General features: G+C 68.2%; 22 protein-coding genes and 2 tRNA genes. 10 read left to right on the plus strand and 14 right to left on the minus strand.

What is annotated here, in order from left to right:
- Positions 1 to 19: 19 nt before the first annotated feature.
- A complete protein-coding gene (gene galK / locus NF4_RS23965) occupies positions 20 to 1,192 on the minus strand; it encodes a galactokinase (RefSeq protein ID WP_232330624.1) in 1,173 nt (390 codons plus the stop codon).
- 379 nt (positions 1,193 to 1,571) lie between these two features.
- On the opposite strand from galK, the gene NF4_RS23970 reads away from it, so the two are divergent.
- Positions 1,572 to 3,017 (plus strand): GGDEF domain-containing protein, encoded by a 1,446-nt coding sequence (locus tag NF4_RS23970; RefSeq protein ID WP_157120546.1) that lies wholly within the window; start codon positions 1,572 to 1,574, stop codon positions 3,015 to 3,017.
- A gap of 206 nt (positions 3,018 to 3,223) precedes the next feature.
- Here the strand turns inward: NF4_RS23970 and NF4_RS23975 are convergent, their stop codons facing one another.
- Positions 3,224 to 3,976 carry a DUF6319 family protein gene (locus NF4_RS23975; protein WP_063129623.1) on the minus strand — a complete coding sequence of 251 codons (753 nt, stop codon included), beginning with the start codon at positions 3,974 to 3,976 and terminating at the stop codon, positions 3,224 to 3,226.
- 162 nt (positions 3,977 to 4,138) lie between these two features.
- Here NF4_RS23975 and NF4_RS23980 point away from each other — a divergent pair, with 162 nt between their 5' ends.
- Both NF4_RS23980 and NF4_RS23985 read left to right on the plus strand, forming a co-directional pair.
- Positions 4,139 to 4,951 (plus strand): nuclear transport factor 2 family protein, encoded by an 813-nt coding sequence (locus NF4_RS23980; protein ID WP_063129655.1) that lies wholly within the window; start codon positions 4,139 to 4,141, stop codon positions 4,949 to 4,951.
- A 185-nt stretch (positions 4,952 to 5,136) separates the two neighbouring features.
- On the plus strand, positions 5,137 to 6,138 hold the full coding sequence (locus NF4_RS23985; protein WP_063129624.1) for an AurF N-oxygenase family protein: 1,002 nt from the start codon (positions 5,137 to 5,139) through the stop codon (positions 6,136 to 6,138).
- Between the two features lie 53 nt (positions 6,139 to 6,191).
- On the opposite strand, the gene NF4_RS23990 is transcribed toward NF4_RS23985, so the two are convergent.
- A complete protein-coding gene (locus NF4_RS23990) occupies positions 6,192 to 6,923 on the minus strand; it encodes a TetR/AcrR family transcriptional regulator (protein ID WP_063129625.1) in 732 nt (243 codons plus the stop codon).
- A 528-nt stretch (positions 6,924 to 7,451) separates the two neighbouring features.
- Here NF4_RS23990 and NF4_RS23995 point away from each other — a divergent pair.
- Complete coding sequence (locus NF4_RS23995; protein WP_030523439.1) at positions 7,452 to 7,634, plus strand: hypothetical protein; 183 nt, start codon at positions 7,452 to 7,454, stop codon at positions 7,632 to 7,634.
- A 618-nt stretch (positions 7,635 to 8,252) separates the two neighbouring features.
- Here the strand turns inward: NF4_RS23995 and NF4_RS24000 are convergent.
- From NF4_RS24000 to NF4_RS24010, 3 genes are all read right to left on the minus strand, one after another.
- Positions 8,253 to 8,693: a nitroreductase/quinone reductase family protein gene (locus NF4_RS24000; protein ID WP_063129626.1), complete on the minus strand. Its 441-nt coding sequence runs from the start codon at positions 8,691 to 8,693 to the stop codon at positions 8,253 to 8,255.
- 735 nt (positions 8,694 to 9,428) lie between these two features.
- A tRNA-Met gene (locus tag NF4_RS24005) sits at positions 9,429 to 9,502 on the minus strand.
- A gap of 228 nt (positions 9,503 to 9,730) precedes the next feature.
- Positions 9,731 to 9,804 (minus strand) — tRNA-Met (locus NF4_RS24010).
- 560 nt (positions 9,805 to 10,364) lie between these two features.
- Here NF4_RS24010 and NF4_RS24015 point away from each other — a divergent pair.
- Complete coding sequence (locus NF4_RS24015) at positions 10,365 to 10,700, plus strand: transglycosylase family protein (protein ID WP_063129627.1); 336 nt, start codon at positions 10,365 to 10,367, stop codon at positions 10,698 to 10,700.
- 172 nt (positions 10,701 to 10,872) lie between these two features.
- On the opposite strand, the gene NF4_RS24020 is transcribed toward NF4_RS24015, so the two are convergent.
- Entirely contained in the window at positions 10,873 to 13,875 is a 3,003-nt protein-coding gene (locus NF4_RS24020; RefSeq protein WP_063129628.1) for a UPF0182 family protein, read from the minus strand.
- A gap of 180 nt (positions 13,876 to 14,055) precedes the next feature.
- On the opposite strand from NF4_RS24020, the gene NF4_RS24025 reads away from it, so the two are divergent.
- Entirely contained in the window at positions 14,056 to 14,646 is a 591-nt protein-coding gene (locus NF4_RS24025; protein ID WP_063129629.1) for a PPA1309 family protein, read from the plus strand.
- A gap of 58 nt (positions 14,647 to 14,704) precedes the next feature.
- On the opposite strand, the gene NF4_RS24030 is transcribed toward NF4_RS24025, so the two are convergent.
- Positions 14,705 to 15,730 carry a YlbL family protein gene (locus NF4_RS24030; RefSeq protein ID WP_198165446.1) on the minus strand — a complete coding sequence of 342 codons (1,026 nt, stop codon included), beginning with the start codon at positions 15,728 to 15,730 and terminating at the stop codon, positions 14,705 to 14,707.
- A 97-nt stretch (positions 15,731 to 15,827) separates the two neighbouring features.
- Positions 15,828 to 16,058, minus strand: a complete 231-nt coding sequence (locus tag NF4_RS24035) for a mycoredoxin (RefSeq protein ID WP_063129630.1) — start codon at positions 16,056 to 16,058, stop codon at positions 15,828 to 15,830.
- 128 nt (positions 16,059 to 16,186) lie between these two features.
- Between NF4_RS24035 and NF4_RS24040 the strand changes: the two genes are divergently transcribed.
- The 3 genes from NF4_RS24040 (at position 16,187) to NF4_RS24045 (ending at position 19,274) form a co-directional block, all read left to right on the plus strand.
- Positions 16,187 to 18,316, plus strand: coding sequence for an ATP-dependent DNA helicase UvrD2 (locus NF4_RS24040; protein ID WP_063129631.1), 2,130 nt, complete (start codon positions 16,187 to 16,189; stop codon positions 18,314 to 18,316).
- 161 nt (positions 18,317 to 18,477) lie between these two features.
- On the plus strand, positions 18,478 to 18,813 hold the full coding sequence (locus NF4_RS38005) for a hypothetical protein (RefSeq protein ID WP_156059084.1): 336 nt from the start codon (positions 18,478 to 18,480) through the stop codon (positions 18,811 to 18,813).
- Positions 18,814 to 18,992: 179 nt separating this feature from the next.
- A complete protein-coding gene (locus NF4_RS24045) occupies positions 18,993 to 19,274 on the plus strand; it encodes a WhiB family transcriptional regulator (RefSeq protein WP_051714877.1) in 282 nt (93 codons plus the stop codon).
- Between the two features lie 151 nt (positions 19,275 to 19,425).
- On the opposite strand, the gene NF4_RS24050 is transcribed toward NF4_RS24045, so the two are convergent.
- The 5 genes from NF4_RS24050 to NF4_RS24070 form a co-directional block, all read right to left on the minus strand.
- Positions 19,426 to 20,745 (minus strand): ABC1 kinase family protein, encoded by a 1,320-nt coding sequence (locus NF4_RS24050; RefSeq protein ID WP_084533397.1) that lies wholly within the window; start codon positions 20,743 to 20,745, stop codon positions 19,426 to 19,428.
- 105 nt (positions 20,746 to 20,850) lie between these two features.
- The gene (locus tag NF4_RS24055) at positions 20,851 to 21,714 is read right to left on the minus strand and encodes a TOMM precursor leader peptide-binding protein (protein ID WP_063129633.1); all 864 of its coding nucleotides are present in this window, start codon (positions 21,712 to 21,714) and stop codon (positions 20,851 to 20,853) included.
- Between the two features lie 182 nt (positions 21,715 to 21,896).
- Positions 21,897 to 23,321 (minus strand): zinc-dependent metalloprotease, encoded by a 1,425-nt coding sequence (locus NF4_RS24060; RefSeq protein ID WP_063129634.1) that lies wholly within the window; start codon positions 23,319 to 23,321, stop codon positions 21,897 to 21,899.
- Between the two features lie 203 nt (positions 23,322 to 23,524).
- Positions 23,525 to 24,454 (minus strand): NAD(+) diphosphatase, encoded by a 930-nt coding sequence (gene nudC, locus NF4_RS24065; protein WP_063129635.1) that lies wholly within the window; start codon positions 24,452 to 24,454, stop codon positions 23,525 to 23,527.
- Between the two features lie 40 nt (positions 24,455 to 24,494).
- Entirely contained in the window at positions 24,495 to 25,559 is a 1,065-nt protein-coding gene (locus tag NF4_RS24070) for a potassium channel family protein (protein WP_232330625.1), read from the minus strand.
- A gap of 134 nt (positions 25,560 to 25,693) precedes the next feature.
- Here NF4_RS24070 and NF4_RS24075 point away from each other — a divergent pair, with 134 nt between their 5' ends.
- Complete coding sequence (locus tag NF4_RS24075; RefSeq protein WP_063129658.1) at positions 25,694 to 26,119, plus strand: DoxX family protein; 426 nt, start codon at positions 25,694 to 25,696, stop codon at positions 26,117 to 26,119.

Raw genomic sequence — 26,119 nt, forward strand, 5'->3', positions numbered from 1 at the left:
GAGAGGTCGGGTGCCGCGGTTACCCCGGTACCCGACCTCCTCGATCGACCGGTCCGGCGCCCGGACCGGCTACGGCCTCGATGGTCCGCGCGTCGGGAAAACCCTTGCTCGCGAGACGTTCCCGAACCTCTCGCTCGACCCGGCCCGCGGCAGCGGTATCGACCAGCGCGATGATGCTGCCCCCGAAACCGCCACCGACCATCCGCGACCCGTAGGCGCCGGCCGTGCGAGCCGCATCCACCGCCGCGTCCAGCACCTCGGTGGACACTTCGAAATCGGCACGCAGCGAATCGTGTCCCGCATCGAGCAACGGACCGATCTCGCGCGGGTCGGCACCCGAGCGCAGCAGTTCCGCCACTGTGCGCACCCGGTCGTTCTCGCTCAGTACATGTCGCGCCCGCCGGTACAGCACCGGATCGGTGAGCCCGGACAGCCGCCCCGCGTCGTCGATATCGCGTAGCGAGGCGACCCCGAGCGCCGCCGCGGCGGCGGCGCATTCGGCGCGCCGGGCACCATACCCCCCGGCCGCGTGCTCATGGGTCTGCCCCGTATCGATGACCAGCAGCCGCAGTCCGGTGGCCGCGAGATCGAACGGAATCTGGTCGAAACCGCCCGAATCGGCCGCACCGAAGGCACGCACGTCCAGGTAGAGGGCGTGTCCCGCGGTGCACAGGATGGACGCCGCCTGATCCAGGATTCCGGTAGGAGCGCCCACATAGTCGTTTTCGGCGGCCCGGGCGATATCGATCAGCTCCCGGTCGCCGACCTCCGGCGCACACAGATCACGGACCGCCACCGCGGCGGCGCAGCACAGCGCCGCCGACGAGGAGAGCCCGGCCCCGGCCGGGACCGCGCCGTCGAATTCCAGCTCCAGGCCCTCGATCCCGTGTCCCCGCCGCCCGAACTCCGCGACGACGCCCAGCGGGTACCGTGCCCAGCCCGGCAGCAGGTCCCGCTCGGTGGCCAGCGCCGCGGCCGGAAGCCGCACCGGTTCGCCCGGCCGCTGGCGCGAGACCACCCGGACGAGATCGTCGGCGTGCCGGACACCTTCGCAGGTGACCACCAAGGGTATCGCTATCGGCAGCACCAAGCCGTCGTTGTAGTCGGTGTGCTCGCCGATCAGGTTGACCCGGCCCGGCGCCGACCATCGACGACGCCCACCGGGGGTGATGTACTCCTCGCGTTCGGTCACCGGACCACCGTACGAGCCGCCCGCCGGTGCCCGAGATCCGCCGCGCCGCCACCATCGAGACACCCGTTACGACGTTGTTGCGCCAAGAGAGCGACAAATTCGACACTGCGTGTCATCATCGGATCCATAGTCCAGGTTTGGTGGGCCGGACGCACCGCGGACGGCTCGGACATCCCCTCGTACAGGAATACTCGGTTTGCGTCAGCCGCCGCTCGATGGACAGGTAGACACGACAGACAGATAAGGACCCAGGCCTGCGACGCGGCTCGATTTCACCGGGAATGGAGCGAGCAAAGGGGGGCTGATGATTATCAGCGAACCGCAGGGAGCAGGGCGGCACGGTATCCACCGGATACGGTATGGTGCAGCGTTTTCCGTGATGGTGGGTGCGCCGCTCCTGGTGCATCTGGTACTCGGGTCCCGTCCGCTGTCGGTGGCGGCCACCTTGTTCGCGGCCGCCGGCACCGTCGTCATGATCGGCTTCGGCCTGCGCCGGCACCGTCCGTCACATCCGCTGCCGTGGTATCTGCTGGCCGGTGCGGCGCTTCCCTTCGCGACCGGAACCGTGCTGCGCGAACTGACCGGCTACGCGTCCACCCCTCTCGACGAGATCTGCACGCTCGCCGGTTACCTCGGCTCCGGTCTGGCGGCCCTGATGTGGCTGCGGCCGCGGCAGGCCCGTGCCCATCCCGATGTCGTCCTGGACTCGGGACTGATCGGGCTCGGCGCGCTGCTGGCGTCCTGGATCTTTCTCATCGCACCCGTGCTGCACTCCGAGACCCCGGACGTGAACACGGTTACGGCGGTGACCCTGCCGGTCTGCGATGCGCTGCTGCTCACCTTGCTGGCGCATTCGCTGGCCACCTCGAGCCGCTCGGAAACCTCGCTGCGCCTGCTGCACACAGCCCTGGCGGGCGTGCTGGCGACCGATCTCGGGTACCGGCTGGTCGCGGCCGGCACTCTGGACCCGGCGCCGGAACTGCTGGTCCTTCCGCTGATCGGCGCGTACCTGGCCGCCGGGGCGGCGGCCCTGCACCCGACCATGGTGACACTGGGTGCGCCGCGCACGATCCGGATCCACCATTCCCGCCAGCGCGCCAGTGTCATCGCCGTCGCCCTGGTGCTCTCCTCCTTGGTGCCGGTGGCCCGCGCCCCGCTGAGCCCGCTCGACCAGATCATCGTGTCCTCGGTGCTCGCCCTGCTGCTCATCGGATTGCTGATCCGCAGCGAACGCGCGATCGGCCACAGCGCCCGCAGCGAACGGCGCGCCCAATACCAGGCCGACCACGATCCGCTCACCGGATTGCTCAACCGCTCCGCGCTGCTGCGAGTACTGCATCGTGAGCACCGGGACTGGGCCGAACGCCCGCTCTGTCTACTGTTCATCGATCTCGACGAGTTCAAAGCGATCAACGACAGCTACGGGCACACCGTCGGCGACGAACTGATCGCCGAGGCCGCCACCCGGATCCGCTCCACCGTGCGCCGCGACGATGTGGTGGCCCGCTACGGCGGAGACGAATTCGTCGTCCTGGCTCCGCTGGAGCGGATGGAAGCGACCAAAATGGCCGAACGCCTCCTCGGGGTGTTCATGAAGCCGTTCCGGCTCAGCACCGGCGAAGTACCGCTGACAGCCAGTATCGGGCTGGCCTGCGGCGGCCCCCGCGATATCTACGCCAGCATCTACGACCTCATCCGCGACGCGGATGTGGCCATGTACCAGGCGAAACGGCGCGGCTTCGGCTACATGTTCCACGACTCGATCCGGTACACCTCGGCCGAACCGAGCCGCCACGGCTGGCGACCGCGGGAAACAGCTGTGTGATCCGCTCCGCCTCCGACGCCGTGGGGCGGGCCCGGCCCGACCCGGAACGCAGTTCATCCGGAGCAGCAGTGCAGTAACCCGGGTAGGTCCACCATCGGTGCTCAACTGTCGCCGGTCCCTGGACGGTCGCCTCCACACACTCCAGAACCGCGGCGGATCCCGCCCGCGGAGGTGGCTCCGGGGACGGGTCTACCGGCGAATGAGTATCAGTCCGTGAGTTCTTCGAGGAGTTTGCGTGCCTGCTCGAGTTCGGCCTGCAGCTGCTGCACCTTGGCTTCCTGGGCGCCCCGCACCGATTCCAGCAGACCGTCCACCACCTCGGAGACCTCCGGCGGCAGGAGTTTCGCCGCCTGTGCCACGGCCGTACCGGTGACCGGGACCGCACGCGCGGTCCGCTTCTTACCCGCAGTGACATCGACGGTCCACTCACCGTCGGCGGTGCCGTTGATGGTGACGGTGACCTCCGGCGTCTTGGCCTTGCGCGCGGCCGGCGCCTTGGTCGCCTTGGGGGCGGCGGGAGTTCGCGGCGCCGCGGCCGGTTTCGTCTCGGCGGCAGCACTCTTCGCCGGGGCGGGCGCCGGTTTCCGATCCGCGGCCGAGGGGGCGGAGGTGGACGGGGACGCGGCGGGAGTCACGGGCGGTTCCTTCTTCTCGGGGGCGGGTGGGGGCGCGGGCGGTGCGGTGGCCGGCTTGTCACGCTGGGGTTTTACCAGCGTGACCTCGGTGGGGCCGAAGGACAGCACATCCTTGGACCCGGTGGGCCGGATCTGCAGGAAGTCGCCGTCGGCGGGATCGCCGAGCGAGACCACCTTGCCCGACCGTCCCTCGGTGACCCCCACCGCCGCGGCGGTGAACCAGACCATCGGCGGGCGCCCCGCGTCGATCTCCGCGGCGATCTGCTCGAGGTCGTTGTCGGACAGAGGTTTCGGCTTCGCGTTCGCTGGTGTTCGCGACGGCATGGGGCACTCCGGGCAATCTCACTTGTTCGTCGAATAGCTGCGTGCACAGATGATGCCGCACCGCACCGACATTTTCACAAGCAGGCAGGGTTACGTCACTCGGCCACCCATAGAACGTGTTCTATTGTGGGAGCGAATTCCGGCCACCCGAAGGGAGTCACCGTGCCGCTGGACCCGACCGCCGCGGATCTGCGCGAGGCCGTGCTCGCATCCCCTCGCGCCGTAGCGGCCCACGACCGGGCGGCGTGGGTGGGCCTGTTCGCGACCGGCGCGGTGGTCAACGATCCGGTCGGCTCGGACCCGCACACCGGATACGACGCGATCGCGCGGTTCTACGACACTTTCATCGCGCCCAACGACATCGTGTTCGACGTGGCCCATGATTTCGCCGGTCCGGCGACCGTGCTGCGCGATCTCACCATCACCATCACGATGTCGACCGGCGCGCGGGTCCGGGTGCCGATGCATCTGCGCTACGAGGTGGTCGAGCAGGATGGCGCCCTGCGAATCGGATATCTGGCCGCGTACTGGGAACTTGTGCCCATGGTCGGGCAGCTCATGGGCACCGGACCGAAAGGATGGCGGGCCGGCGCCCGGCTCGGCGGCCTGCTGCTGCGCAATCAGGGCTTGCGCGGCCTGACGGGTATGGCCCGGGCGTGCACCGGTGTCGGTGCCGCGGGGAAACGAATCGCGCACCGTTTGTGCGCGGCGGCGGCCGCCGGCGATACCGCGACGGTCACCGCACTGACCGGCGACCGCGACACGGTGCGGTTGTGGTCGGGTGAGTCGATCGGCACCGCGGAGCTGGCCGTACGAGCGCGCGGCCTACGACAGGGCAAAACCCTGGCGGCGGGTCGTTCGGTCACGATCAGCGCCGATCTGCCGACGGGTCCGGCGCTGCTGATCCTGGACTTCCACCCCACCCTGGACCGGATCGAGACCCTGCGGGTACACACGCACACCGTCGCGCGATAGCGGCCCGGTCGGCACACCGCGTGCGTGACCCGGCGCGCGGCCCACGCACGCACCCCCGGCACACATCCACACCGCCCCACAGGGCACGAATGCGCACCCGCTCCGCGCGCTCTATTTACTGAGACGCCGAGTCCCGGTAAATTCGTCCGTAGAGAGATGTACGCCATACGCACGAGGAGGCACCGATGACGCCGTCGACTCTGCCGCGGGCTCCCAAGCTGGACGCCCGGTACCGCGAGACGCTGGAAACACTGTCGGAGGGCTCGGTGCACCGCCGGTTCGATCCGTATCTGGACATCGATTGGGATGCGCCCGAACTCGCCCTCGACCGCGACGATCCCCGATGGATCCTCTCCCCCGACTACGATCCGCTCGGCGCCACCCGCTGGTACCGGGATCTGCCGCCGGCGAAACAGATCGAGATCGGCCGCTGGCGGATCGCCAACGCCATCAAGGTCGGCGCGGCCTTCGAAACCGTGCTCATCCGCGGAATGATGCAGTACATCGCGAAACTGCCCAACGGGTCGCCGGAGTTCCGCTACTGCCTGCACGAGATGACCGAGGAGTGCAACCACATCCAGATGTTCCAGGAGCTGGTGAACCGGATCGGCGACGATGTCCCCGGTATGCGGCCGATCTTCCGGGCGCTCTCCCCGTTCATCGGGGTGGCCGGCGGCTACGCGCATGTGGTGCTGTTCCTGGGCATCCTCGGCGGCGAGGAGCCGATCGACCACTACCAGAAGGCGATGATCCGCAACGGCGCGAACCTACCTCCGCTGGTGGTGCGGACGATGGAGATCCACATCGCCGAGGAGGCCCGCCATATCTCCTTCGCGGGAGAATTCCTGCGCGCGCATATCGCAAAACTCGGCCCGGTCTCGACCGCGCTGTGCGGGCTGTCCTTCCCGCTGGCGCTGCGCTGGCTGGCCGGGGAGATCATGGCGCCGCCGCCGGAGTTCGCCCGCCGTTTCGATGTGCCGCGCGAGGTCATCGAGGAGGCGTTCTGGCGGAGCCCGCACTCGCGGCGGATCCTGTCCGGCTACTTCGGCGATATGCGGGCCCTCGCCGACGAGCTCGGCCTGATGAACCCGGTCACCTCGCGGCTGTGGCGGGCACTCGGAATCGACGGCGACCGCTCGCGCTACCGCAGCGAACCGGAACGCCGGGTTCGGGCCTCGGTGGCCTGACCCGGGACGGCCGGACCGACCGACGACGTTCGGTCCGGTCGACGACCCCACACTTACGGAGCCGAACCACGCGGTCCGGCGACCACCTGCGCCAATTCCCGGTCCGGATCCACCGTCACACCGACCGTCCGGGCCGCGCCGTCGAGGATGTACCAGGCGTAGCCGGAGAGGTCCGCGACCATTTCCGCTCGCGTCCGGCTCGGCTCCGGATCGGCGACCCACGCGGCCAGCACCCCTTCGACCATGGTCACCACGGCGAACGGCACCGGCTCCAGCGCGGCCGACTCCACCTCCATGATGCGGGCGATCGCATCGATCAGCTCACGTGACCGCTCGGTGATCCGGATCTTCAGGCTGGAGATGGCGTCCACGCTGTCGGGCCCGCCGACCGGCGGGCCGGTCCGCGCGAACGCGGCCAGGTTGGGGTGGTCGCCCATCCAGTCCGCGACCGCGCGAACCGTTCGGGTGATGATCTCGCGCACCGAGCCGGACGATACATCCAGCTGCGCGTCCAGCACGGCCCCCAGCTCGTCGATCAGGTACGACCGGATGCGCCGGTCCAGATCCTCCCGGCCGCTGAACTGCCGGTACACCACGGATTTGGCGACTCCGGCCCGTTCGGCGATCTGCCGCACGGGCACATCGGCGCCCAGGGGCTTCTCCTCCAGTAGTTCGACCGCGGCCCGCAGGATGCGCAACTGGCGCTCGGTATTGTGCTGCTCCCAGCGCGCCTCGTATCCGTTGATCTCCCCCGGAATCCGCGATCGCGACGACGCCACCGACATGCCTGGCAGTGTACTCAGCACCGCCGCCGGGACCGGCCGTTCCCGCGTCGTTCCGCTCCGCCGACCGCCCGACCGGGGATTTCTTCACCGGGATTTCATATGTCACCCCGTTCTGCACGATCAAATGAAAGTACATTTACACCGGCATTAATTCGGGATTGCGCGCATACATCACGCAATACATTCGCGATATATTACAAACCGGTCGTTTTGTCGACTCGGGAAGCGACGACGCGTCGCGTAGCATCGGAAGACGTTCTCGCACAGACACATCCAGAATACCGCGCGGACAGATGGTTCCACCAGGAATAAGTCACCGGCCTGCCCCCGGATTCCAATCCGTGGGCAGCCGGTGCGAAAAACGCTAGAATTGCGGCACATTGGTACCGGGCGGGTCCGGCGATCTGCTGTCACTACGTTGCTCGGTCGCGGGAATTCCCGGCGACACCGGTTACGGGGGGCGCAATCGAAGCAGCGTACGAATACGCGCAGCGACCCGCCGGCGCACCACGCGTACAGGAGGCAAGGATGCCCGACAACACCGGCCCCGAGGAGAACGACGTGGAATCGACCGCCGAGCACGCACCCGTGATCTGGCCGGAGCCCAGCCGGCTGGATTCCTGGTGGCGCGACATCATGACCGATCCGACCGCCGCGGCCCCGGTCGCGGAATCCGAACCGGCGCCCCCGAGCCTCACCCGAAACGGCTGAGCCGCCCACCGGCCCATCCGCCGGACCCGGCGCCGCAAGGCGTCGGCACCCGTCGCCGATCCGGCGCCGGAACACCAAGCGATACCGCGCGCCGATTCGCTCGCCACGGCCATCAGTCGCTCGAATATCACGGCGTGCTCCAAGACGGAGATCACGGCGACGGAGGCGACCCGGGGCGGCGCCGCCGGCGGCCGGGTCCCCGGATCGGTCCCGCGCGGGTGCAAGTTCTCGCGGGGCCGCGACGATGGGACTCTCGGATCATCCAGGGACACGCCGCGTGATCGGCCGGTCCGCGTCGCCCTCGGCGAGAGCCGCCCGGAACCTCTGGCGCCCCACACTTCACCGCGGCGGAACGACCACGTGGAATCCGAATCGCCCGCTCATACTCGGCGACGATCGACCACCCGGAATTCGAGTCACTCGCGCGTCCCTCGACGGCAACATGCCGCACCCTCCGGACGACAACGGCGACGTATCACAGCCTCCGGACGCACCGTGGCACGGCGATCCGGCACCGACGTGATCGTGCGGCGGGCGGTCCGGGCATCGCCAGGCCCGCACAGGGATACCCGTCGAATCGGCCCGCCTACCCGAGATACTCGCCGCGGCCGCGCGCGGCTAAATGTCTCCTGCCGTCGGCGTGAGCCGGACCAGCGGGATCTCCCGGTCGGTGCGCTTCTGGTAATCCCCGTATACGGGATAGGCGGCGGTGATCCGGGACCACAACGGCTCCCGCTGCTCCGCAGAGAGGACCTGGGCGGTCATCGGCCGGCGCGGACCGTTGCGGAAGGAGACCTCGACGGCGGGATTGTCGCGAAGGTTCCGGTACCACGCCGGGTGGGTCGGGTCACCGGCCCGGGACGCGACAATGATGTACTCCTCGCCCTCGACGACCGGAGCGGTCAGCATGACCGAGCGCGGTTGCCCGCTCTTACGGCCGACGGTGGTCAGTTCCAGCGCCGGCATCCCGAAGTATTCGGTGCCCAGGCGGCCGAAGCTGATACGCAGCAGAGCTCGGTGCACGGCGTTGACGGCCTTCAGCGTGAAATCAGATGGCACGACAGCTCATCCCCTCCGGTTCGCGGCAGTTGATCCAGCAAAGCAGCTCGGTCGGCATCCGGCAACGTCGCACACCCCGCCCTCCGCCGGAGCCCCGCCAGGGGGCGGCGCGGCGACATCGCTACCTGCCGGTGCCCGGAATGCCACCGCGGTTCCGCCGTTGAAACCGGCCCGGCGGTACCCGAATCCGATCACCCAATGCCCATCGCGGGCAGTCGGCAAGCGGTTGCGCACCATCGGACCGCAGCCCGAGAGGCCATTGAATTGCACCGATGTAATTTATGTGATGCACGCCAGCTATTACTAATTCGCCCGCTCATAAATACGTTTCGACCACCTTTTTCGAACGATATTCGCCCCGCCGGAACCGGATCGGGAGCTTTCCTTGATGTAATAGCCACATGATTGCCCATTCTTTTGCTCCGGCAACGCATCCGGCCACCGGCGGGACCACCACTCCCGGCCGGCACGCCGAACACCCACCGAACCAGGACAATTCGGTCAGGACGGTAGCTCGCGTGGGCGTTGCGAGAGCCGGTCACCGGCCCCGGGCTCGGCGACGCTGTTCCCGCCGGCCGACCGCACGACGGAGAACCACACACGACCGCCAGGCGCCACGGCGGCTTCGGACAGCTCGGCCCTACAGGTGGTAGAGAAGGCGGCCATCGGGCGGCGACGCCGCGACACAGAAAAGAAAAGGTCCCGGAGAGAATCTCTCCGGGACCTTTCCTGTAGTAGCGGGGACAGGATTTGAACCTGCGACCTCTGGGTTATGAGCCCAGCGAGCTACCGAGCTGCTCCACCCCGCGTTGGGTGTCATCAACACTACGCACTACCTCTCGCAACACCAAAACATGCCGCTGAGCTGGCCTTGCGTCGATCGCAGGCGGACCCCGAGCGCCCGAGGCGGCGTCCGATCGCGCAGCGGTGGCCCCGAGGAGCAGACCTCCGACGGCCGGCCGCTTCGGCCACTACCCGGCCGGACCATAGAAACGGAGAAGGCCCCGGAACCGTAGTTCCGGGGCCTTCTCCGTTAGTAGCGGGGACAGGATTTGAACCTGCGACCTCTGGGTTATGAGCCCAGCGAGCTACCGAGCTGCTCCACCCCGCGTTGGGTGAACACAACATTACACACGGCTGCCGGAGACTGCCAAATCGCCAGCTCAAAGCACCTATCGGCCGGCGAACCCCCAGGCCGGACCGGCGACCGCCGGGCAGGCACCGAGCCCTGTCGGCAACCATCGACCCTCTCGCGCCCCGGGCCCCGCGGCGGCAATCAGGCAAGAGGCCTCAGAATGTTAACGGTGCGATTGCCCGTTGTCTCGATCGCTATACGCGTGACACGAATTACTCATTTACGGTGATCCCGGTCACATTTCCGTGTTGCCGCGAACCGCCGTGGGTAGGGGAGAAATCCGTTTACGACCTGGACTTTTCCACATATTCCCGCCCTGCACCAATCGACGTATTGATAGTTATCGATACGTGATCTGACGAGATTTCTTCGTTACCGTCGTTCGCAGGCCCCGACCAGACCGGGACGGGCCGACCGAACCGGAGAACACCGGCAACCCTGTCCCACGGTTCGGATCAAACCCCGACACATCACCTGGGGACAGGGGCACGCAAGCTTCCAACGCGCTGCCGGTGGGCACAGGCAGGGATTCGCATATGTCCAAGACCCGAAAGTTCAGCACCCGCGTTCTCGGCATGACCGCTATCGCCGGGGCCCTCGTTGCCGTACCGTTCGGTCTTTCCACCGCCACCGCAACGGCTGCCTCGGGCAACTGGGACGCCGTCGCCGAGTGCGAGAGCAGCGGCAACTGGTCCACCAACACCGGCAACGGCTTCTACGGCGGTCTGCAGTTCACCCAGAGCACCTGGGAGGCCAACGGCGGTAGCGGCAGCGCCGCGAACGCCAGCCGTGAGGAGCAGATCCGCGTGGCCGAGAACGTTCTCGCCACTCAGGGCCCCGGCGCATGGCCGGTGTGCGGTCAGTACCTGTGACCCCGCCCGGCGCGCTCTGAGCGCGTCGCTATCCAGCGCGTACGAAGAGGCGCTGCCATCCCTCCGGATGGCAGCGCCTCTTCTTCGTTTTCCGACCCGGAATCCGACCGGACCCCGCCACCGCTCACCGCGCGGAGCCGACAGGTGTCGGCTCCGCGCCGGGATCCGGCTGTTACCTACCCCCGCCGGCGTCCTGATATGCCTTCACGGCGGCGTCCAGCTCGTCCAGTGCCCGGCCGAAGTCCTCGAAGTTGCCGGTACGCATGGCGGCGCGCACCTCTTCGATCTTGCGACCCAGCTCCGCCGCCGCGGCATCCCGCGCGGACGAACCGGTACTCGCGGGCGGCGGCGTCGAGCCGTTGGGAGTCGAGGCGCCCTGATCCTGGGAATCGTCAACCTGGGGCTGCGGCGGTGCGCTGCCGGGACTCGGCCGGGTGGCCGGATCGCCACCGGACGGGGTGGCCAGCGCACCGGCACCGGGTAGCACCTGGTTCAACGCGTCGGCCAGCGTCGACCCGTAACCGACCTTCACGCTGCCGGCCTGGTCGCGGTAGCTGACCAGCACGCGCAGCAGCTGCGGGAAGGTCGCGGTGTTCTGGCCGGTATTGCGCTCGTTGTAGAACGGCTCCACATAGAGGATGCCGCCGTCGGCCACCGGCAGGGTGAGCAGATTGCCGTATCTGATCTTGTTCGAGTTCGACAGCAGCGTCTTCTCCTGGGAGACCTGCGGCGCTGTCGTCATCGTGTTCTGTGTCTGCTGCGGACCCTGGGTCTGCGTATCGGTCGGCAGCTGCAGGATCCGGAACTTGCCGTAGCCGTCCGGATCGGAGCGCACCGATATATAGGAGGACAGGAACTGCCGGTTGTATCCGACCATCGCGCTGGTCAGATTGAACACCGGCTTACCGGTCTCCGCATCGCCGAGCAGCACGTAGTACGGCGGCTGGCTGGCCGACACCCCCTCCACCGTCGGATCGGCGGGCACCGACCAGAAGGCGTTGTTGGTGAAGAACTCGCGCGGATCGTCCACGTGGTACTTGGTCAGCATCTCGCGCTGCACCTTGAACAGATCCTCCGGATACCGGAAGTGCTCGCGTAGCTCGGGACCGATCTCGCTCTCCGGGATCACCGCGTCCGGGAACACTCCCCGCCAGGCCTGCAGGACCGGGTCGCCGGGGTCGGTCTCGTACAGCTTGACCGTGCCGTCGTAGGCGTCGACCGTGGCCTTCACCGAGTTGCGGATATAGCTGACCTCTTTACGCGGCAGCAGCCGGCCGGTCCGCTGATCGACGCTGTCCTCGACCGCGCCCTCGAGCGAGGTGGTCTGGGCGTAGGGGTAGCTGTCGAGCGTCGTGTAGGCGTCCACGATCCAGACGATGCGCCCGTCCACGACCGCCGGATAGGCGTTGCCGTCCGGGGTCAGCCACGGCGCGACCTTCTGTACCCGGTCCCGCGGCGAACGGTTGTACAGGATCTTCGAATCAGCGCTGATCGCCGAGGAGAACAGGATATTGCGTTCGGCGTACTTGGCCGCGAACGCGAGCCGGTTGAACCAGTTCCCGATCGGCACACCGCCGGCGCCGTCATAGGTGAAGCGGGCCTGGTCGGTGTCGTACTCGCGGGGGTTCTGACCGTCCTTCGTACCGACGATGGCGTAGTCGGGATCGGACTGCGAGATCAGCTCGCCGTAGTAGATACGCGGCTGATCGACCTTGATCCGCTGCTGATCCTTCGGCGTGAACAGATCGCTGACCAGGAAGATGGGGTAGCCCGAATCGCTGCTGCCACCCGCGGCGTTGGGGTCCTCGGACTGTGGCCGGTTGACCCGGTTGGCGGGCGCGGCGACGAACCCGTTGCCGTGCGTGTAGACCGTGTGCTTGTTGATCCAGTCGGTCTGGTTACCGCTCAGGGTGGCCGGAGACAGTTCGCGGGCGGCCACGATGTAGTCCTGGACCTGGCCGTTGAGCTCATATCGGTCGATATCGAGCGCCTCGGGAAAGCCGTAGAAGTTCTTCAGCTGCCGCAGCTGGGTGAACGTCGGGGACAGGATGTTGGGATCCAGCAACCGGGCGTTGGCGATGGTGGCATGGTCCACCGGCACGGTCACCGGATTCTTGCTGCTCTCCCCCTTGTAGTCGACGTATTCGATCTTGTCGTCGGTGATCCCGTAGGCCTCCCGGGTGGCGGCGATATTGCGCTCGATGTACTCGCTCTCCTTCTCCGCCGCGTTCGGCCGCACCGAGAACTGCTCGACCATGAGCGGCCACACCGCACCCACCAGCACCGAGGAGAGCACCAGCAGCGCCGCCGCCATCGCGGGCACCCGCAGATCACGCAGCACGATTCCGGCGAAGAAGGCCAGTGCGCAGATGATCGCGATGGACATCAGGATCAGCTTGGCCGGCAGCACCGCGTTGATATCGGTGAACGAACCACCGTTGAAGGTGGGTTCCTTCCGGTTGCTCATCAGCAGCTGATAACGGTCGAACCAGTAGGCGACGGCCTTCAGCAGCACGAAGATCCCGGCCAGCACCGCGAGCTGGATCCGCGCCGGAGTGGTGAGCACGCCCTCGCGCCCGGTCAGCCGCAACCCGCCGAAGATGTAGTGGGTCACCAGATTCGCGAAGAAAGCGATCACCACGGCGACGAACAACCAGTTCAGCACCATCCGGTAGAACGGCAGATCGAAGGCATAGAAGCCCACATCGAGACCGAACTGCGGATCGGTACGGCCGAACGAACCGCCGTGCAGGAACAATTGCACGGTGACCCAGTTCGACTGGGCGACCAGCCCGGACAGCACACCCAGCAACGCCGGGATACCGAGCCCGAACAATTTCAGCTTGCCGAGCACCGTCGTCCGGTACCGGGCGATCGGATCGCCGGCGCCCGAGGTCGGCACGAACACCGGGCGTGATCGGTAGGCCAGTAACAGGGCGAGCCAGAGGATCACCCCGACCAAGAGCGCGACCACAGCGAATACCGCGACCCTGGTCAGCAGCACGGTCAGGTAGACGCCGCGGAAATCGACCTCCCCGAACCACAGCCAGTTCGTATAGGTATCGATGAGCCGGGGCCCTACCAACAGCAGTGCGGCCAGCACCACCGCAGCCACCAGCAGCAGACGGCTGCGCCGGGACAGCGACGGTAAACCGGCGGGGGGGCGCATGCCCACGATGCCACTCTCCAGGGTCCGGCGGCGAGTGAGCCGGTAGCGCCACCGGCCGCTGCGCCGCAGTCCGAATTGTTGAGGTCGGGCCCGTACGGACCCTCTGGGCCCACTCTACGGAAAACGGACATCTTCGCGACCGCAGGGTTCGGGCGGTGTCGCGGCGGCGGATGCGAGGATGGTCGGGTGAGCGCCGATCTGCATGCCGAAATCGTCCTTGCCCGTTCCGTCCACGAAGTCGCGGAGTTCGTGGACGCCGAGGGCTGGGGGAGATCGCCGCAGATGTTCGCGCTGGTGCGAACCGCGGATCTGGTGGCCGCCGAACCCGCGCTCATCGACGAGGTGGACGCCGCGGACGAACTGACACCGATCGCCCAGGACCCCCTGCCCGATCATGTGGCCGGCGGATCGATGGCACTCGACGAATTCCTCGCCACCACCAGTTGGCCGCCCGCGGTGGCCGGCTGTGTCCTGGTGCAGGAGATCGTGGTTCTCCCACCGGACGCCGAGGAGGATCTCGACGACGCTCTCACTCCGCTGCTGGCCGATGCGGACGCCGCCGACGCGGCCGGCCGGGCCGCCGCCCATGCGCACCCGGGACGGCGCGAGGCCCGGCTCTTCGCGGCTGTGCTGCGTTCGGGAAACAGTCTGTGCCTGTTGCAGCTCCGGCCCGAAGAGGGCGAAGACGACGGCGCCGACCTCGACCTGCGCACCTACCCGAACCTCGCGCCGAACCTGGTGGAAGCCCTGCGTCACACACTCGAGGAAACCGACTGAACGGAGAACGCCCGGGCCCGCGGGCCCGGGCGCACGTACTCCGCCGTCCGCGGATACCTCAGCCGCAGCCGACGGCTTCCTGCCCCGCCGACAGATCCTCGAGCGCCTGCACCGCACCCGCCAGCGTCTCCACCCGCACCAGCCGCAGACCGTCGGGGACCCGCTGACTCGCCTCGTTGCAATTACCGGCCGGGACCAGGAACGTTTCCGCGCCCGCCTCCCGGGCCGCCATCATCTTGTACTGGATCCCGCCGATCGCGCCGACCTTGCCGTCCTCGTCGATGCTGCCGGTCCCCGCCACGAAGGACCCGCCGTCGAGGTCGCCGGGGCTCAGCTTCTCCACCAGCGCCAGGCTGAACATCAAACCGGCCGACGGGCCACCGATATCGGCCAGATTGAAATCGATCTGCATGGGCGGCGCCGCGGACTCGGTGGGTGTCAACCCCAGGAAACCCTTGGCCGCGTCGTCGGGCCGGGCACCGAGGGTGATGTTCGCGGTCTGCTCGGCGCCGTCGCGGCGGTACACCACCGGGACCACGGTTCCGGGCGCCCGGCCCGACGCCTCATTGAGCACGTCCTGGGTGGTCGCCACCGGCCTGCCGTTCACGCTGACGAGCTGATCGCCGGCCCGCAGCACGTCCTGGGCCGGAGCGCCCTCGGTGACCTTGTGCACGAACACCGCGGTGGGCAGGTTCAGCTGACGCATCGCCGCGACCTCGGCATTGCTCTCCGAGGTCATGAACTCCTGCTCGTTCGATTTGTCGACCTCCTCCCGGGACACCCCGGGCGGATACACCTCGGCGCGCGGCACGATCCCGTGCCGGCCGCTCACCCAGAAACCGAGCGCCTCGAAGATCGTCAGACCGTCCCGCACCGCGACCGTGGTCATGTTCAGGTGCCCCGCGGTCCGATCGACCTCGGCTCCCGACACCTGCACGACCTCGAGACCGTCCACTGTGCCGAGCGTATCGACGGTGGGTCCGGGCCCCAGCGCGACGAACGGCACGGTGAACACACTGCCCACCACACCGAACAACACAACCGGGACAAGGGCGACCAGAAGCGTGATGATCCGACGATTCACCCGGCCAACACTAGCCATCCGGTCCCGCACAATGCGGGACAGGCACGCTCGCGATCCACGAGATCGCCCACGACCCGGCCCTGCGGACCGGACGAGATCACGCCAGACGCGCGAGCGCCTGCTTCACCTCGGCCAGGGACGGATTGGTGGCGGTCGAACCGTCGGCGAACTTCACGGTCGGCACCACATGGTTGCCGTTGTTCACGCTGCCGACGAACTCCGCCGAAGCCGGATCCTCCTCGATATCGATCTCCACATAGCTGATCCCGGCCTCTTTCAGCTGGGTCTTCAACCGCCGGCAGTAACCGCACCAGGTGGTCGAGTACATGGTCAGGTCAGGGGTCACGTCAGTCACGAACAGAGCAACACCCGTCGGGCCACGTTTATTGCCGCGTCATTTCCGTTCTTCTCGGCGCCGCGGACCGGCCATCGGCGCCCACGCATAGACTTCCCCGGATGGGCGCAGTCGATCTATCCGAGTTGGACCCGGAGCAGGCCGCCGCCGTCCGCGCGCCGCGCGGGCCCGTCTGTGTGCTGGCCGGCGCGGGTACCGGGAAGACCCGCACCATCACCTATCGCATCGCGCATCTGGTGGCGGCGGGGCAGGTGCGGGCGGATCAGGTGCTGGCCGTCACGTTCACCGCCCGAGCGGCCGGGGAGTTGCGAGCGCGGCTGCGGGCGCTCGGACTGGGGGCGGCCGCCTCGACCGTGCAGGCCCGGACCTTCCATGCCGCGGCGCTGCGGCAGCTGCGGTATTTCTGGCCGCAGGTGGTCGGGGAAGTGCCGTGGCGGATGCTGGACAGTAAGTTCCCCGTGGTCGCGCAGGCCGCGAACCGGGTGGGCCTGGCTTCCGGGACCGAGAGTGTGAAGGATCTGCTCGGTGAGATCGAATGGGCCAAATCCTCACTGGTGGCGCCGGAGGATTACGCCGCGGCAGCCGATGCCCACCGACGGGACACGCCATTCGCGGCGGCCCGGGTCGCGGAGGTCTACGCCGCCTACGAGTCGGTGAAGACCACGCCGGAAGGTCTGCTGCTGGATTTCGACGATCTACTGCTGCACACCGCCGCCGCGCTCGAGGACTATCCTTCGGTCGCCGACGAGTTCCGGGAACGCTACCGATGCTTCGTCGTCGACGAATACCAGGACATCACCCCGCTGCAGCAGCGGGTCCTGGACGCCTGGCTGGGGGACCGCGACGATCTCACCGTCGTCGGGGACGCCAACCAGACCATCTATTCGTTCACCGGAGCCGGACCCGGCCAGTTGCTGGATTTCTCCCGCCGGTTCCCAGAGGCGACCGTGGTGCGGCTCGAGCGCGACTACCGGTCGACTCCGCAGGTGGTCGATCTCGCCAATCGGGTGATCGGGATGGCGCAGGGCCGGATCGCCGGGACCCGGCTGCAGTTGATCGGGCAGCGGCCGGACGGACCGGAGCCGGAGTTCGCCGAATACGACGAGCTCGCCGCGGAGGCGGCCGATATCGCCCGCCGGATCGAGGAACTCCTGGCCGGTGGCACCCCGGCGGCCGAGATCGCGGTGCTGTACCGGATCAACGCCCAATCGGAGGCCTACGAGCAGGCACTGACCGAGCGCGGGATCGCCTACCAGGTTCGCGGCGGCGAGGGTTTCTTCCAGCGGCCGGAGGTACGCCAGGCGGTGCAGGAGTTGCGCAAGACGGCGTCCCGCGAGGACCTGCCCGAAACGTCACGATCCGGAAAGAACCTGGTGAGCCTCGTACGGGCCGCGCTGGCGCCGATCGGTCTCACCGCGTCGGCACCGGCGGGCGCGCAGGCCCGCCAGCGCTGGGAGTCCCTGACGGCGCTGGTCCGGCTGACCGAGGAACTCGTCGAGCACGAACCGGGTCTGGAACAGACCGGACTGCTGCGTGAACTCGCCGCGCGGGCCGAGGCCCGGCACCCACCGACCGTGCAGGGCGTGACCCTGGCCTCGTTGCACGCGGCCAAGGGCCTGGAGTGGGACGCGGTGTTCCTGGCCGGGCTCACCGACGGCACCCTGCCGATCTCCTACACACTCAACGGTGACGGATCGGTCGCCGATGCGGCGGCGCTGGAGGAGGAGCGCCGGCTGCTCTATGTGGGAGTGACCCGGGCCCGGGTTCACCTGCGGTTGTCGTGGGCGCTGAGCCGAGGCGACGGTGACCGCCGGCCACGCCGGCGCTCCCGGTTCCTCGCCGGCCTGGTGCCCGACGGCTCTCCCGCGTCCCGGGCCGCCGCCCCGGCGCGACCCGCCGCGGACGCCAACCGGCCGGTGTGCCGGATATGCGGTCGTGCGCTGCTCGATTCGGAGACGCTGCTGCTGCGCCGGTGCAAGAACTGTGTGGGACAACCGGATACGGAACTGCTCGGCGCACTCCAGGATTGGCGCCGGGAGAAGGCGGCCGAACTCGCCGTGGATCCGCGCGGGATCCTCGGTGTGAACACGCTCACCGCGATCGCCGAGCAGCTGCCCGAGAACGAGGCCGCGCTGGCCGCACTGGGTATCGGCGAGAGCAAGATGCGCAAGTACGGGGCCGAGGTGCTGGCCATCATCCGGTCCCGGCGCCGTTCGATCGCCGGCCGGTAGCGACACTTGCTACCGAATCCGGCAAAACTGCAGGTAGAAAATAGGTTGTCGACTCCGGCGAGATTGCTTAAGGTGGAAATCGCGCTCGGGAGGGTACATCCACGCGCACAGTTGACACATAGTTGAGATCACGACCACGAGTACAGGAGGGAGGCAGTCAGATGAACGGCACAACGAACTACGGCTTCGTCACCGTAGCGCCGAATATGCGGTCGTCCGCTGCTTCCCGGGGGTTCCTCGCTTTGCAGGGGACCGGCCTGTCCTGCCTCGATATTGCCGGTGAGCAGGCACGTATCCGCTATTCGCATCAGCCGAACATCGTCGAATCGCAGGACCAGTCCATCGTGAACTGGCACCCGGGGGCTGCTCTGGCAGCCGTCGGCTCCTTCGCTATCGATCCCGCCGCAGCACCCGCAGTGGCAGATAAGCGACCGGAAAGCCTTCGCAAAGGACACCGAGCGACCGTGAACAGGCGGCCCCACAGCCGACCAAGGTAGGGATCAACCCCACACCTCCTGGCCACGGGACGCAGATGCGAAACCGTGGCCAGAATTTTTTTGGCCTTCAGCCCACAAGGCACCGGTTTCGCAGAACGAACACCGAACCGCTGCACAACAAGCTGAAGGAGAACGACGTGGTCACCACCACCCAGAGCTGGCCGTCGGCCACCACTGATGTGGCGTGTAGCACCGTGGCAACCGATCCGGGGGGCCAGCGGCAGCGCGTCCTGCCCTGCCGAGCGGGCGATCCCGACCTGTGGTTCGCCGAGAGCCCGGTCCAGCTGGAAGAGGCCAAGGCGCTGTGCGCGTCCTGCCCGATCCGTAAGGGCTGCCTGACCGCGGCCATCGATCGGCGGGAGCCGTGGGGCGTCTGGGGCGGCGAGATCTTCGACCAGGGTGTCGTCATCGCCCGTAAGCGCCCGCGGGGCCGGCCGCGCAAGGTCGCCAGCTGTGTCTGATCGGCACTGCCTGTCCCTCGCGGACATCCACCCACACCGGAAACGAGCCGCTCATCGCTTCGCCGATGAGCGGCTCGTTCGCTTCCGTACCGGTATCGATTCGCGCGCGGTGATCACCGGGTTCCGGAGAACTCCAGCGCTGTAATACTTTTCAGGCGCTGTCCCGCTGCTCCCGGAAACCGGGCAGCCAGGTGGCGGCCAACTGCATGAACGGCACCTCGGCATCGAGCTGGGCACAGATACCGATGGACCCGCCCAGCACCCGGAAAATCATCACGTATTCGGCCGGCAACATCATCGCCCGCGCGGTCTTCATCTCCGGCGAGGAGTAATCGGTCGCCTTACCCGCCACCCGCTGCATCCAGCGCCTGGTGAAGTGGAACGATTCGGCGCGGATCGGGTCGGTGAACGGGCGTAGGTACTCCTCGATCTCGGTTTCGGTGAGCGTCCTACCCGGCTGCACCCAGCCGTTGGCATGCAGGAGCTCGGTGAGTTCGCCGTACTCCTCGGCGACCGCCAGCGCGAGGATCCGGCCCAGCAGCTCCGGGAATCCGCCCGGCAGGGGTGCACAGGCGCCGTAGTCGATCACCGCGAGCTTGCCCTCCGGGGTGATCATGAAATTGCCCGGATGCGGGTCGGCGTGCAGCAGACCCACCGTTTCCGGGGCGGAGAAATGGAACCGGCCCATCAGCCCGGCCACCCGGTTGCGCAGGGCCCGGGTCCCCTCCGGATCGGCCTGGCCGGCGCTGATGATCGTGGAAACCGGTGTGCCGTCGAGCCATTCGCTCACGATCACCTTCGGCGCACTGGCGACCACTTTGGGCACCACGAATTCGGGATGTCCGTCATAGGCCTTGCTGAACGCCCGCTGATTCGCGGCCTCGTTGCGATAGTCCAGTTCTTCTTCGGTGCGCTCGGTGATCTCGGCGAGCAGCGGTTTCACATCGGCGCCGGGAATGACCTTCGCGAACAGGCCGGTCATCCGGTTCAGGGTGCGCAGATCGGCGCGCAGCGCCTCGTCGGCCCCCGGGTACTGCACCTTCACCGCGACCGGCCGACCGTCCGACCACACCGCCCGATGCACCTGGCCGATACTCGCCGACGCGGCCGGAGTGTCCTCGAACGACCGGAACCGCTTACGCCAATCGGTACCGAGTTGCTGGTCGAGGACGCGGTGCACGGTGGCGGCGGGCATCGGGGGCGCGGCGGCCTGCAGTTTGGTGAGCGCCTCGCGATAGTGCTCGCCGAACTCCTCCGGTACCGCGGCCTCCATCACACTGAGGGCCTGGCCGAATTTCATCGCGCCGCCCTTGAGTTCCCCGAGTACGGCAAACAGCTGTTCGGCCGCCTTCTGGTTCAGCTCCGTGTTGATCTCTTTGCGATCGCCACCTGCGAGCTTCTTGCCGAAACCGACCGCGGCGCGCCCCGCTACTCCCAGCGGGATCTTTGCCAACTTCGCATTGCGGGACATAGGCCGGCGCACGATCTCAGACACTCCCCCATAATGGCCGACAACCCCGCTTCACTGCCACGGAAAACCGGAGAGAATTACCCTCCGCACCGAATGTGAATGTCATCACACGCTCTCGCCGACTGTGCTTCCGAGACAACCGCAGCGGGGGTGCGGCGCCCATAACCGGCGATCGAGAGACCGGGTATCGAGATCGAGCTCGAGGGTTCTGTTCAGCGTTTCCGGTGGGAAACGCGGCTCGCAGGCGATGATCGTCTCGAGTTCGCCGAGCGCGAGCGCGGCCACCGCGGCGATCCCGGCGGGGCTGGCGTGACCGGTCCGTCCGAGCAGTTGCGCGGCCAGTCGCGGCCATTCCGCGTCGTGATCGACCCTGGTCAGGTCCGCGCAGCGCAGGCAGCTGGTCCGGCCGGGCTGGACCAACGGCCCGACGATCCCCTTCCCGTCGCGAAGCCGCACGACCAGATGGGCGGTCCGCGCATGGGACAGATCGCGCACCAGCCGGGGATCCGGGATCAGGGCGTCGGCGAGCACCACGAGATCGGCGGGCCGGACCCGGCCGTCGATCTCACCGCGGTAGTCGCGCGAGCGCTGTGGGCGGATTCCCAGAACACGCAGACCCGCGGTGATCGCGTCGGTGAGCGGACCGATGCCGTGCACCCGGATCGACCGCACGCGACCGGCCGGGCGGGGTGGGTGGACCAGTAGACCGGCGGTATCGATCATCTCGAACAGGGCCGTGGCCTGCGCCGGTTCCAATCCGAGCGAGCGGGCGCGCCAAATGATCGCGGGTTTGCTGTTCAGTCCGTCGACCAGCCGGAGGAAACCCAGCACCTGTTGGGTTTCCAGCCCCGGCGCCACACAGAGCACCGCGGTATCGGGATCCCAGCCCAATTGGACCTGCCCGGTGGATCGGACCAGGATCGGCACCCGGGGATGCAGAAGGGGGCCGCGTGGCCGGAGCATCGTCATGCCGGAATTATGCGAGTGCCGTTGCGGCGCAGCGGGTCCGCGCGCCGAGTTGTCCACAGGCTTTTGCCCTGTGGACAACTCCGTTTCCCGAGGTGAGCAGGTGTCCGTGACAGCTGCGCGGGCGCCCGCGAAAAGTCGTACGGAACAGGCCCCGGCACTTACCGCCGGGGCCTGTCGATCCGCTACTTCTTACCGGATTCCGGATCTTCCGGATCGGATTCGGGACGCTGCTCGCCGCCCTTGTCGCCCTCGTCCTCGGTCCGCGCCGCCTCGCGTTCGGCGGCCTCGGTGGCGGCCAACTGCGCGAGCGGGTCGTCGAACGCGCCCGCGCCACCGCCGATCACCGAATCGATGAACCCGGCGGGCGCGTCGAGATCGGCGGCGTCGGGGAGCAGATCGGGATGCGCCCACACCCCGTCACGCGCGTCGATACCGGCGTCGTCGGTGAGGCGCTTCCAGAGAGTGGCCGCCTCGCGCAGTTTGCGCGGACGCAATTCCAGCCCGACCAGCGTGGCGAAGGTCTGCTCGGCGGGGCCACCCGTGGCCCGGCGACGGCGCAGTGTTTCGGCGAGCGCGCCCGCGCCCGGCAGCCGATCGCCCACGGCCGCGGCCACCACCACCTGTACCCAGCCCTCGATCAGAGCGAGCAGGGTTTCCAGCCGGTCCAGCGCCTGTTTCTGCTCGGGCGTGGTCTGCGGCTCGAAACTGCCCTGGGCGAGGATCTCCTCGAGTTTGGACGGATCGGTGAGCGCGGACGGATCGAGATTGCGGGCGGCGTCCTCGAGGGCGGAGAAGTCCATGGTGATTCCGCGCGCGTAATCCTCGACGGCGCCGAGAACCTGCTGGCGCAACCAGGGCACATGAACGAACAGCCGCTGGTGGGCGACCTCGCGGGCGGCGAGGAACACCATGATCTCGCTCTCCGGCTGCTCGAGTCCCTCGCTGAACTCCGAAATGGCGGTGGGCAGCAGGGCGGCGGTACCGGCCGGGCCCAGCGGCAGGCCGATATCGGTGCCGGTCAGCACCTCCTTGGCCAGCTGGCCCAGCGCTTGGCCGAGCTGTGAGCCGAAGGCCAGCCCGCCCATCTGCCCGAGCATCCCCATCATGGGGCCGGCCATCTCGCGGGCCTCCTCGGGCAACCCGGCGGTCCACATACCGGAGATCTGCTGGGCCACCGGGTCACACAGCCGCTGCCAGGTGGGCAGGGTTTTCTCGATCCAGTCGTTGGCGGTCCAGGCGACGGTGCTCGTCGCACCGGCCGGGAAGGTGGTCGCGTCGTCGAGCCACAGTTCGGCCAGGTGCGCGGCATCGGCGACCGCGGCGGCGGTACCGCTGGACACGGGCGGAACGGTTTTCCCGAGCTGCTGGCGGGCCAGCCGCTTGGCCACGTCGTAGTTGACCGGGCCGCCGCCCCCGCCGGACATACCCTGGCCCATACCGCTCAGCATCTGGCCCAGCGAGGACAGCATCTGGCCCAGTGCCGCCGGATCGAACCCGGCGCCACCGGCACCGAAACCGAAGGGGTCGTTACCGCCGCCGCCCGGTTTGTCGCCGCGGCCGCGATCGTCGTCGTCGCCGTGCGAGAAGCCGAACGGGAGGTCACTCATTCCGCCTCACCCGCCGGCATAGCGTCCGGGTGGTGTCCGGGGAGCGCGCGCGCACCGTTGTCGGGCGCTTCGTGAAGCTGCATGTCGTCCATAGTAGGCGCGGCGAACCGCCCGGTCCGCCTCCCCGGACCGTCTTCGCGCTGGGTGAACATCGCCGCGCCGGGAGCGGCCGGGTATCGGTTCGACCACTACCTGCCGAACCCCTACCCGGCGGCGACCCAGGATTCCACGATCGTCCGGGCGATCGAGATCGAGCCGGGCAGCAGCAGCCGCGCTCCGCCGGCCGGAGCGGCCTCGCCCGCCTCCGGCCGAGTCCGCCAGCCGCCCGCCGCCAGCGCGTCGCGCACCTCGTCGCGGGTGAACCAGTGCGCCTCGGCGATCTCACCGTCGGTGAAGACCAGCGGCCGGCCGGGGTCGGCCCGGGCGGCGAACCCCAGCATCAGCGAACGCGGGAACGGCCAGGGCTGGCTGCCGAGGTATTCGATATCGCGCACCTCGAGCCCGACCTCCTCGCGCATCTCCCGCTCGACACACCGTTCCAGCGACTCCCCCGCCTCCACGAACCCGGCCAGCAGCGAGAACATCGTCTCGGGCCAGCTGTGCTGACGGGCCAGCAGCACCCGGTCGCCACCGTCGTGGATGAGACAGATCACGGCGGGGTCGGTGCGCGGGAAGTCCTCGCGGCCGTCCTCGGCCACCCGGGACCAGCCACCCTTGGCCGGCATGGTCGGTGTGCCGTCCGCGCCGTGATAGGCGGCGCCGGCATGCCAGTTGATCAGCGCGAGCGCCGTGGACAGGACCCCGGCCGTGAAATCGTCGATCGAGGCGTCGGCGAGCCGGCGCAGGTCCCACAGGGCGCCGGTGAGCGCCTCGTCGCGCACCGCCCACAGGTGCACACCGTCCTGTACTCCGAGGAACACCGCGTCGGGGCTCGGCTCGGGGGACAGCTCGAGCGCCGCTTCCCAGACCAGCGCCTCCGACTCGTAGCGCACCGCGCCGCGCGGGCCCACCCGGAGCAGCCGGGCCGTGGGCCAGCCTTCCTTCAGCGACTGCTCGTCGGCACGCAGATGGTCGGCGCGGTCCAGCGCCGAACGGGACAGCAGGGGAATCTGGTTGAGTCGGAAAACGGCCACATACCGAGACTATCGCGGCTCGATAACGGCCGCGGCGGAGTCAGCGGGCGCGACGGATGTAGAGGAGTTTGTCCCCGGATTCCAGGGCGTCGACCTCCGGCTCACCGACGCGCACCAGCTCGCCGGCCCGCACCACCCCGAGCACGATATCGCTGAGGTGCCGCGGCGACCCGCCGACCTCACCGGGTTCGACGTCACGTTCGGCGACCGCGAAACCGTGCTCCGGGGTGAGCAGATCCTCCATCATCTCCACCACGCTGGGCGTGGTAGTGGCGATCCCGAGGAGCCGGCCGGTGGTCTCCGAGGAGACCACCACCGAATCGGCGCCCGACTGCCGCAGCAGATGGGTGTTCTCCGATTCCCGGATGGAGGCGACGATCTTGGCCTTTTTCGTGAGTTCCCGTGCGGTGAGCGTCACCAGGACCGCGGTGTCATCGCGGTTGGTCGCCACGATGACCGAGGACGCGTTCTGGACACCCGCCAGCCGCAGCACATCGGACTGGGTGGCCGACCCGTGCACGGTGACCAGCCCGGCGGTCGAGGCCGCTTCCAGACTCACCGCGTCCATGTCGACGACGACGATATCGGCGGGCTGCACGCCGTCACCGAGCATGGCGTCGATAGCGGTGCGGCCCTTGGTGCCGTAACCGACGACGACGGTGTGATTACGCACGGTGCGCCTCCAACGCTGGATCTTCAGAGCCTGGCGGGAACGTTCGGTGAGTACCGCCAGCGTGGTGCCGACCAGGACGATGAGGAACAGCACACGCAGCGGGGTGATGACGAAGATGTTCACCAGCCGGGCCGACGGCGTGACCGGGGTGATATCGCCGTACCCGGTGGTGGACAGCGAAACGGTCGCGTAATAGAACGCGTCCAGCAGGGTCACCGAATCGTCGGCGCCGTCCCGGTAGCCGTCACGGCCGAGATACACCACGATCGAGGCGGCGCACAGCAGCCCGATCGCGAACAGTACCCGTCGGAACAGCGAGATCCACGGGCTGTTCTGGACCTCCGGGATACGGAGCAGCCCGACCAGCGCGAAATCCGGTGGTCCGGCCGCGCCTCGGGCCCGGCTCCCGAGATCGGCGAACCGCAAACTCACCGGCGACACCTTTCACCGGTCCGGTCGTCACGCACACCGGTCACTGTCAGTCCCTCCGACACAGCTCGGGAGCCTACCCGCTCACCCGCCGTCACGTCGGGCACGCGGTCGTGGCGGGTATCTATGGTGGTGCCATGGCAGATATCACCCCGGCGGGCGCACCGGATTCCGGTCGCACCCCGGCGCTTCGGCTGGCCGCGCTGCTCCTCGGCACCGGCGTCCTGCATTTCGTGGCCCCCACACCGTTCGATTCGATCGTCCCTCCGCAGTTGCCCGGAAAGGCGCGTTCCTACACCTATTGGTCCGGGGTGGCCGAAATCGGCGTGGGAACCGCGCTGCTTGTCCCCCGCACCCGGCGCCTCGGTGGCCGGCTGGCCGCACTGCTGTTCCTCGCGGTATTCCCGGCGAATATCCAGTTCGCCGCTGATGCGGTGCGTAATCCGAAGGCACCGTCGATTCTGAAAGCGATCTCCGTGCTGCGGCTGCCGTTGCAGTGGCCGATGATCACCAGCGCGTTGGCGGTGAGCCGCCGGGCCCCGCGGGACCGGCGAGGGGCGTAA

The sequence above is a fragment of the Nocardia fusca NBRC 14340 genome, assembly GCF_001618425.1.
Taxonomy (GTDB): domain Bacteria; phylum Actinomycetota; class Actinomycetes; order Mycobacteriales; family Mycobacteriaceae; genus Nocardia; species Nocardia fusca.

Bases quoted from the DNA above. Each gene is read 5' to 3' on its own strand.
- NF4_RS38005 (WP_156059084.1), top strand. From the start codon at position 18,478: ATGAACGGCACAACGAACTACGGCTTCGTCACCGTAGCGCCGAATATG.
- NF4_RS24075 (WP_063129658.1), top strand. From the start codon at position 25,694: ATGGCAGATATCACCCCGGCGGGCGCACCGGATTCCGGTCGCACCCCG.
- NF4_RS24035 (WP_063129630.1), bottom strand. From the start codon at position 16,058: ATGTACTCGACCACCTGGTGCGGTTACTGCCGGCGGTTGAAGACCCAG.
- NF4_RS24015 (WP_063129627.1), top strand. From the start codon at position 10,365: ATGTCCAAGACCCGAAAGTTCAGCACCCGCGTTCTCGGCATGACCGCT.
- NF4_RS24055 (WP_063129633.1), bottom strand. From the start codon at position 21,714: ATGACGATGCTCCGGCCACGCGGCCCCCTTCTGCATCCCCGGGTGCCG.
- NF4_RS23975 (WP_063129623.1), bottom strand. From the start codon at position 3,976: ATGCCGTCGCGAACACCAGCGAACGCGAAGCCGAAACCTCTGTCCGAC.
- NF4_RS23985 (WP_063129624.1), top strand. From the start codon at position 5,137: ATGACGCCGTCGACTCTGCCGCGGGCTCCCAAGCTGGACGCCCGGTAC.
- NF4_RS23970 (WP_157120546.1), top strand. From the start codon at position 1,572: ATGGTGGGTGCGCCGCTCCTGGTGCATCTGGTACTCGGGTCCCGTCCG.
- NF4_RS23995 (WP_030523439.1), top strand. From the start codon at position 7,452: ATGCCCGACAACACCGGCCCCGAGGAGAACGACGTGGAATCGACCGCC.
- NF4_RS24060 (WP_063129634.1), bottom strand. From the start codon at position 23,321: ATGAGTGACCTCCCGTTCGGCTTCTCGCACGGCGACGACGACGATCGC.
- NF4_RS24050 (WP_084533397.1), bottom strand. From the start codon at position 20,745: ATGTCCCGCAATGCGAAGTTGGCAAAGATCCCGCTGGGAGTAGCGGGG.
- NF4_RS23990 (WP_063129625.1), bottom strand. From the start codon at position 6,923: ATGTCGGTGGCGTCGTCGCGATCGCGGATTCCGGGGGAGATCAACGGA.
- NF4_RS24040 (WP_063129631.1), top strand. From the start codon at position 16,187: ATGGGCGCAGTCGATCTATCCGAGTTGGACCCGGAGCAGGCCGCCGCC.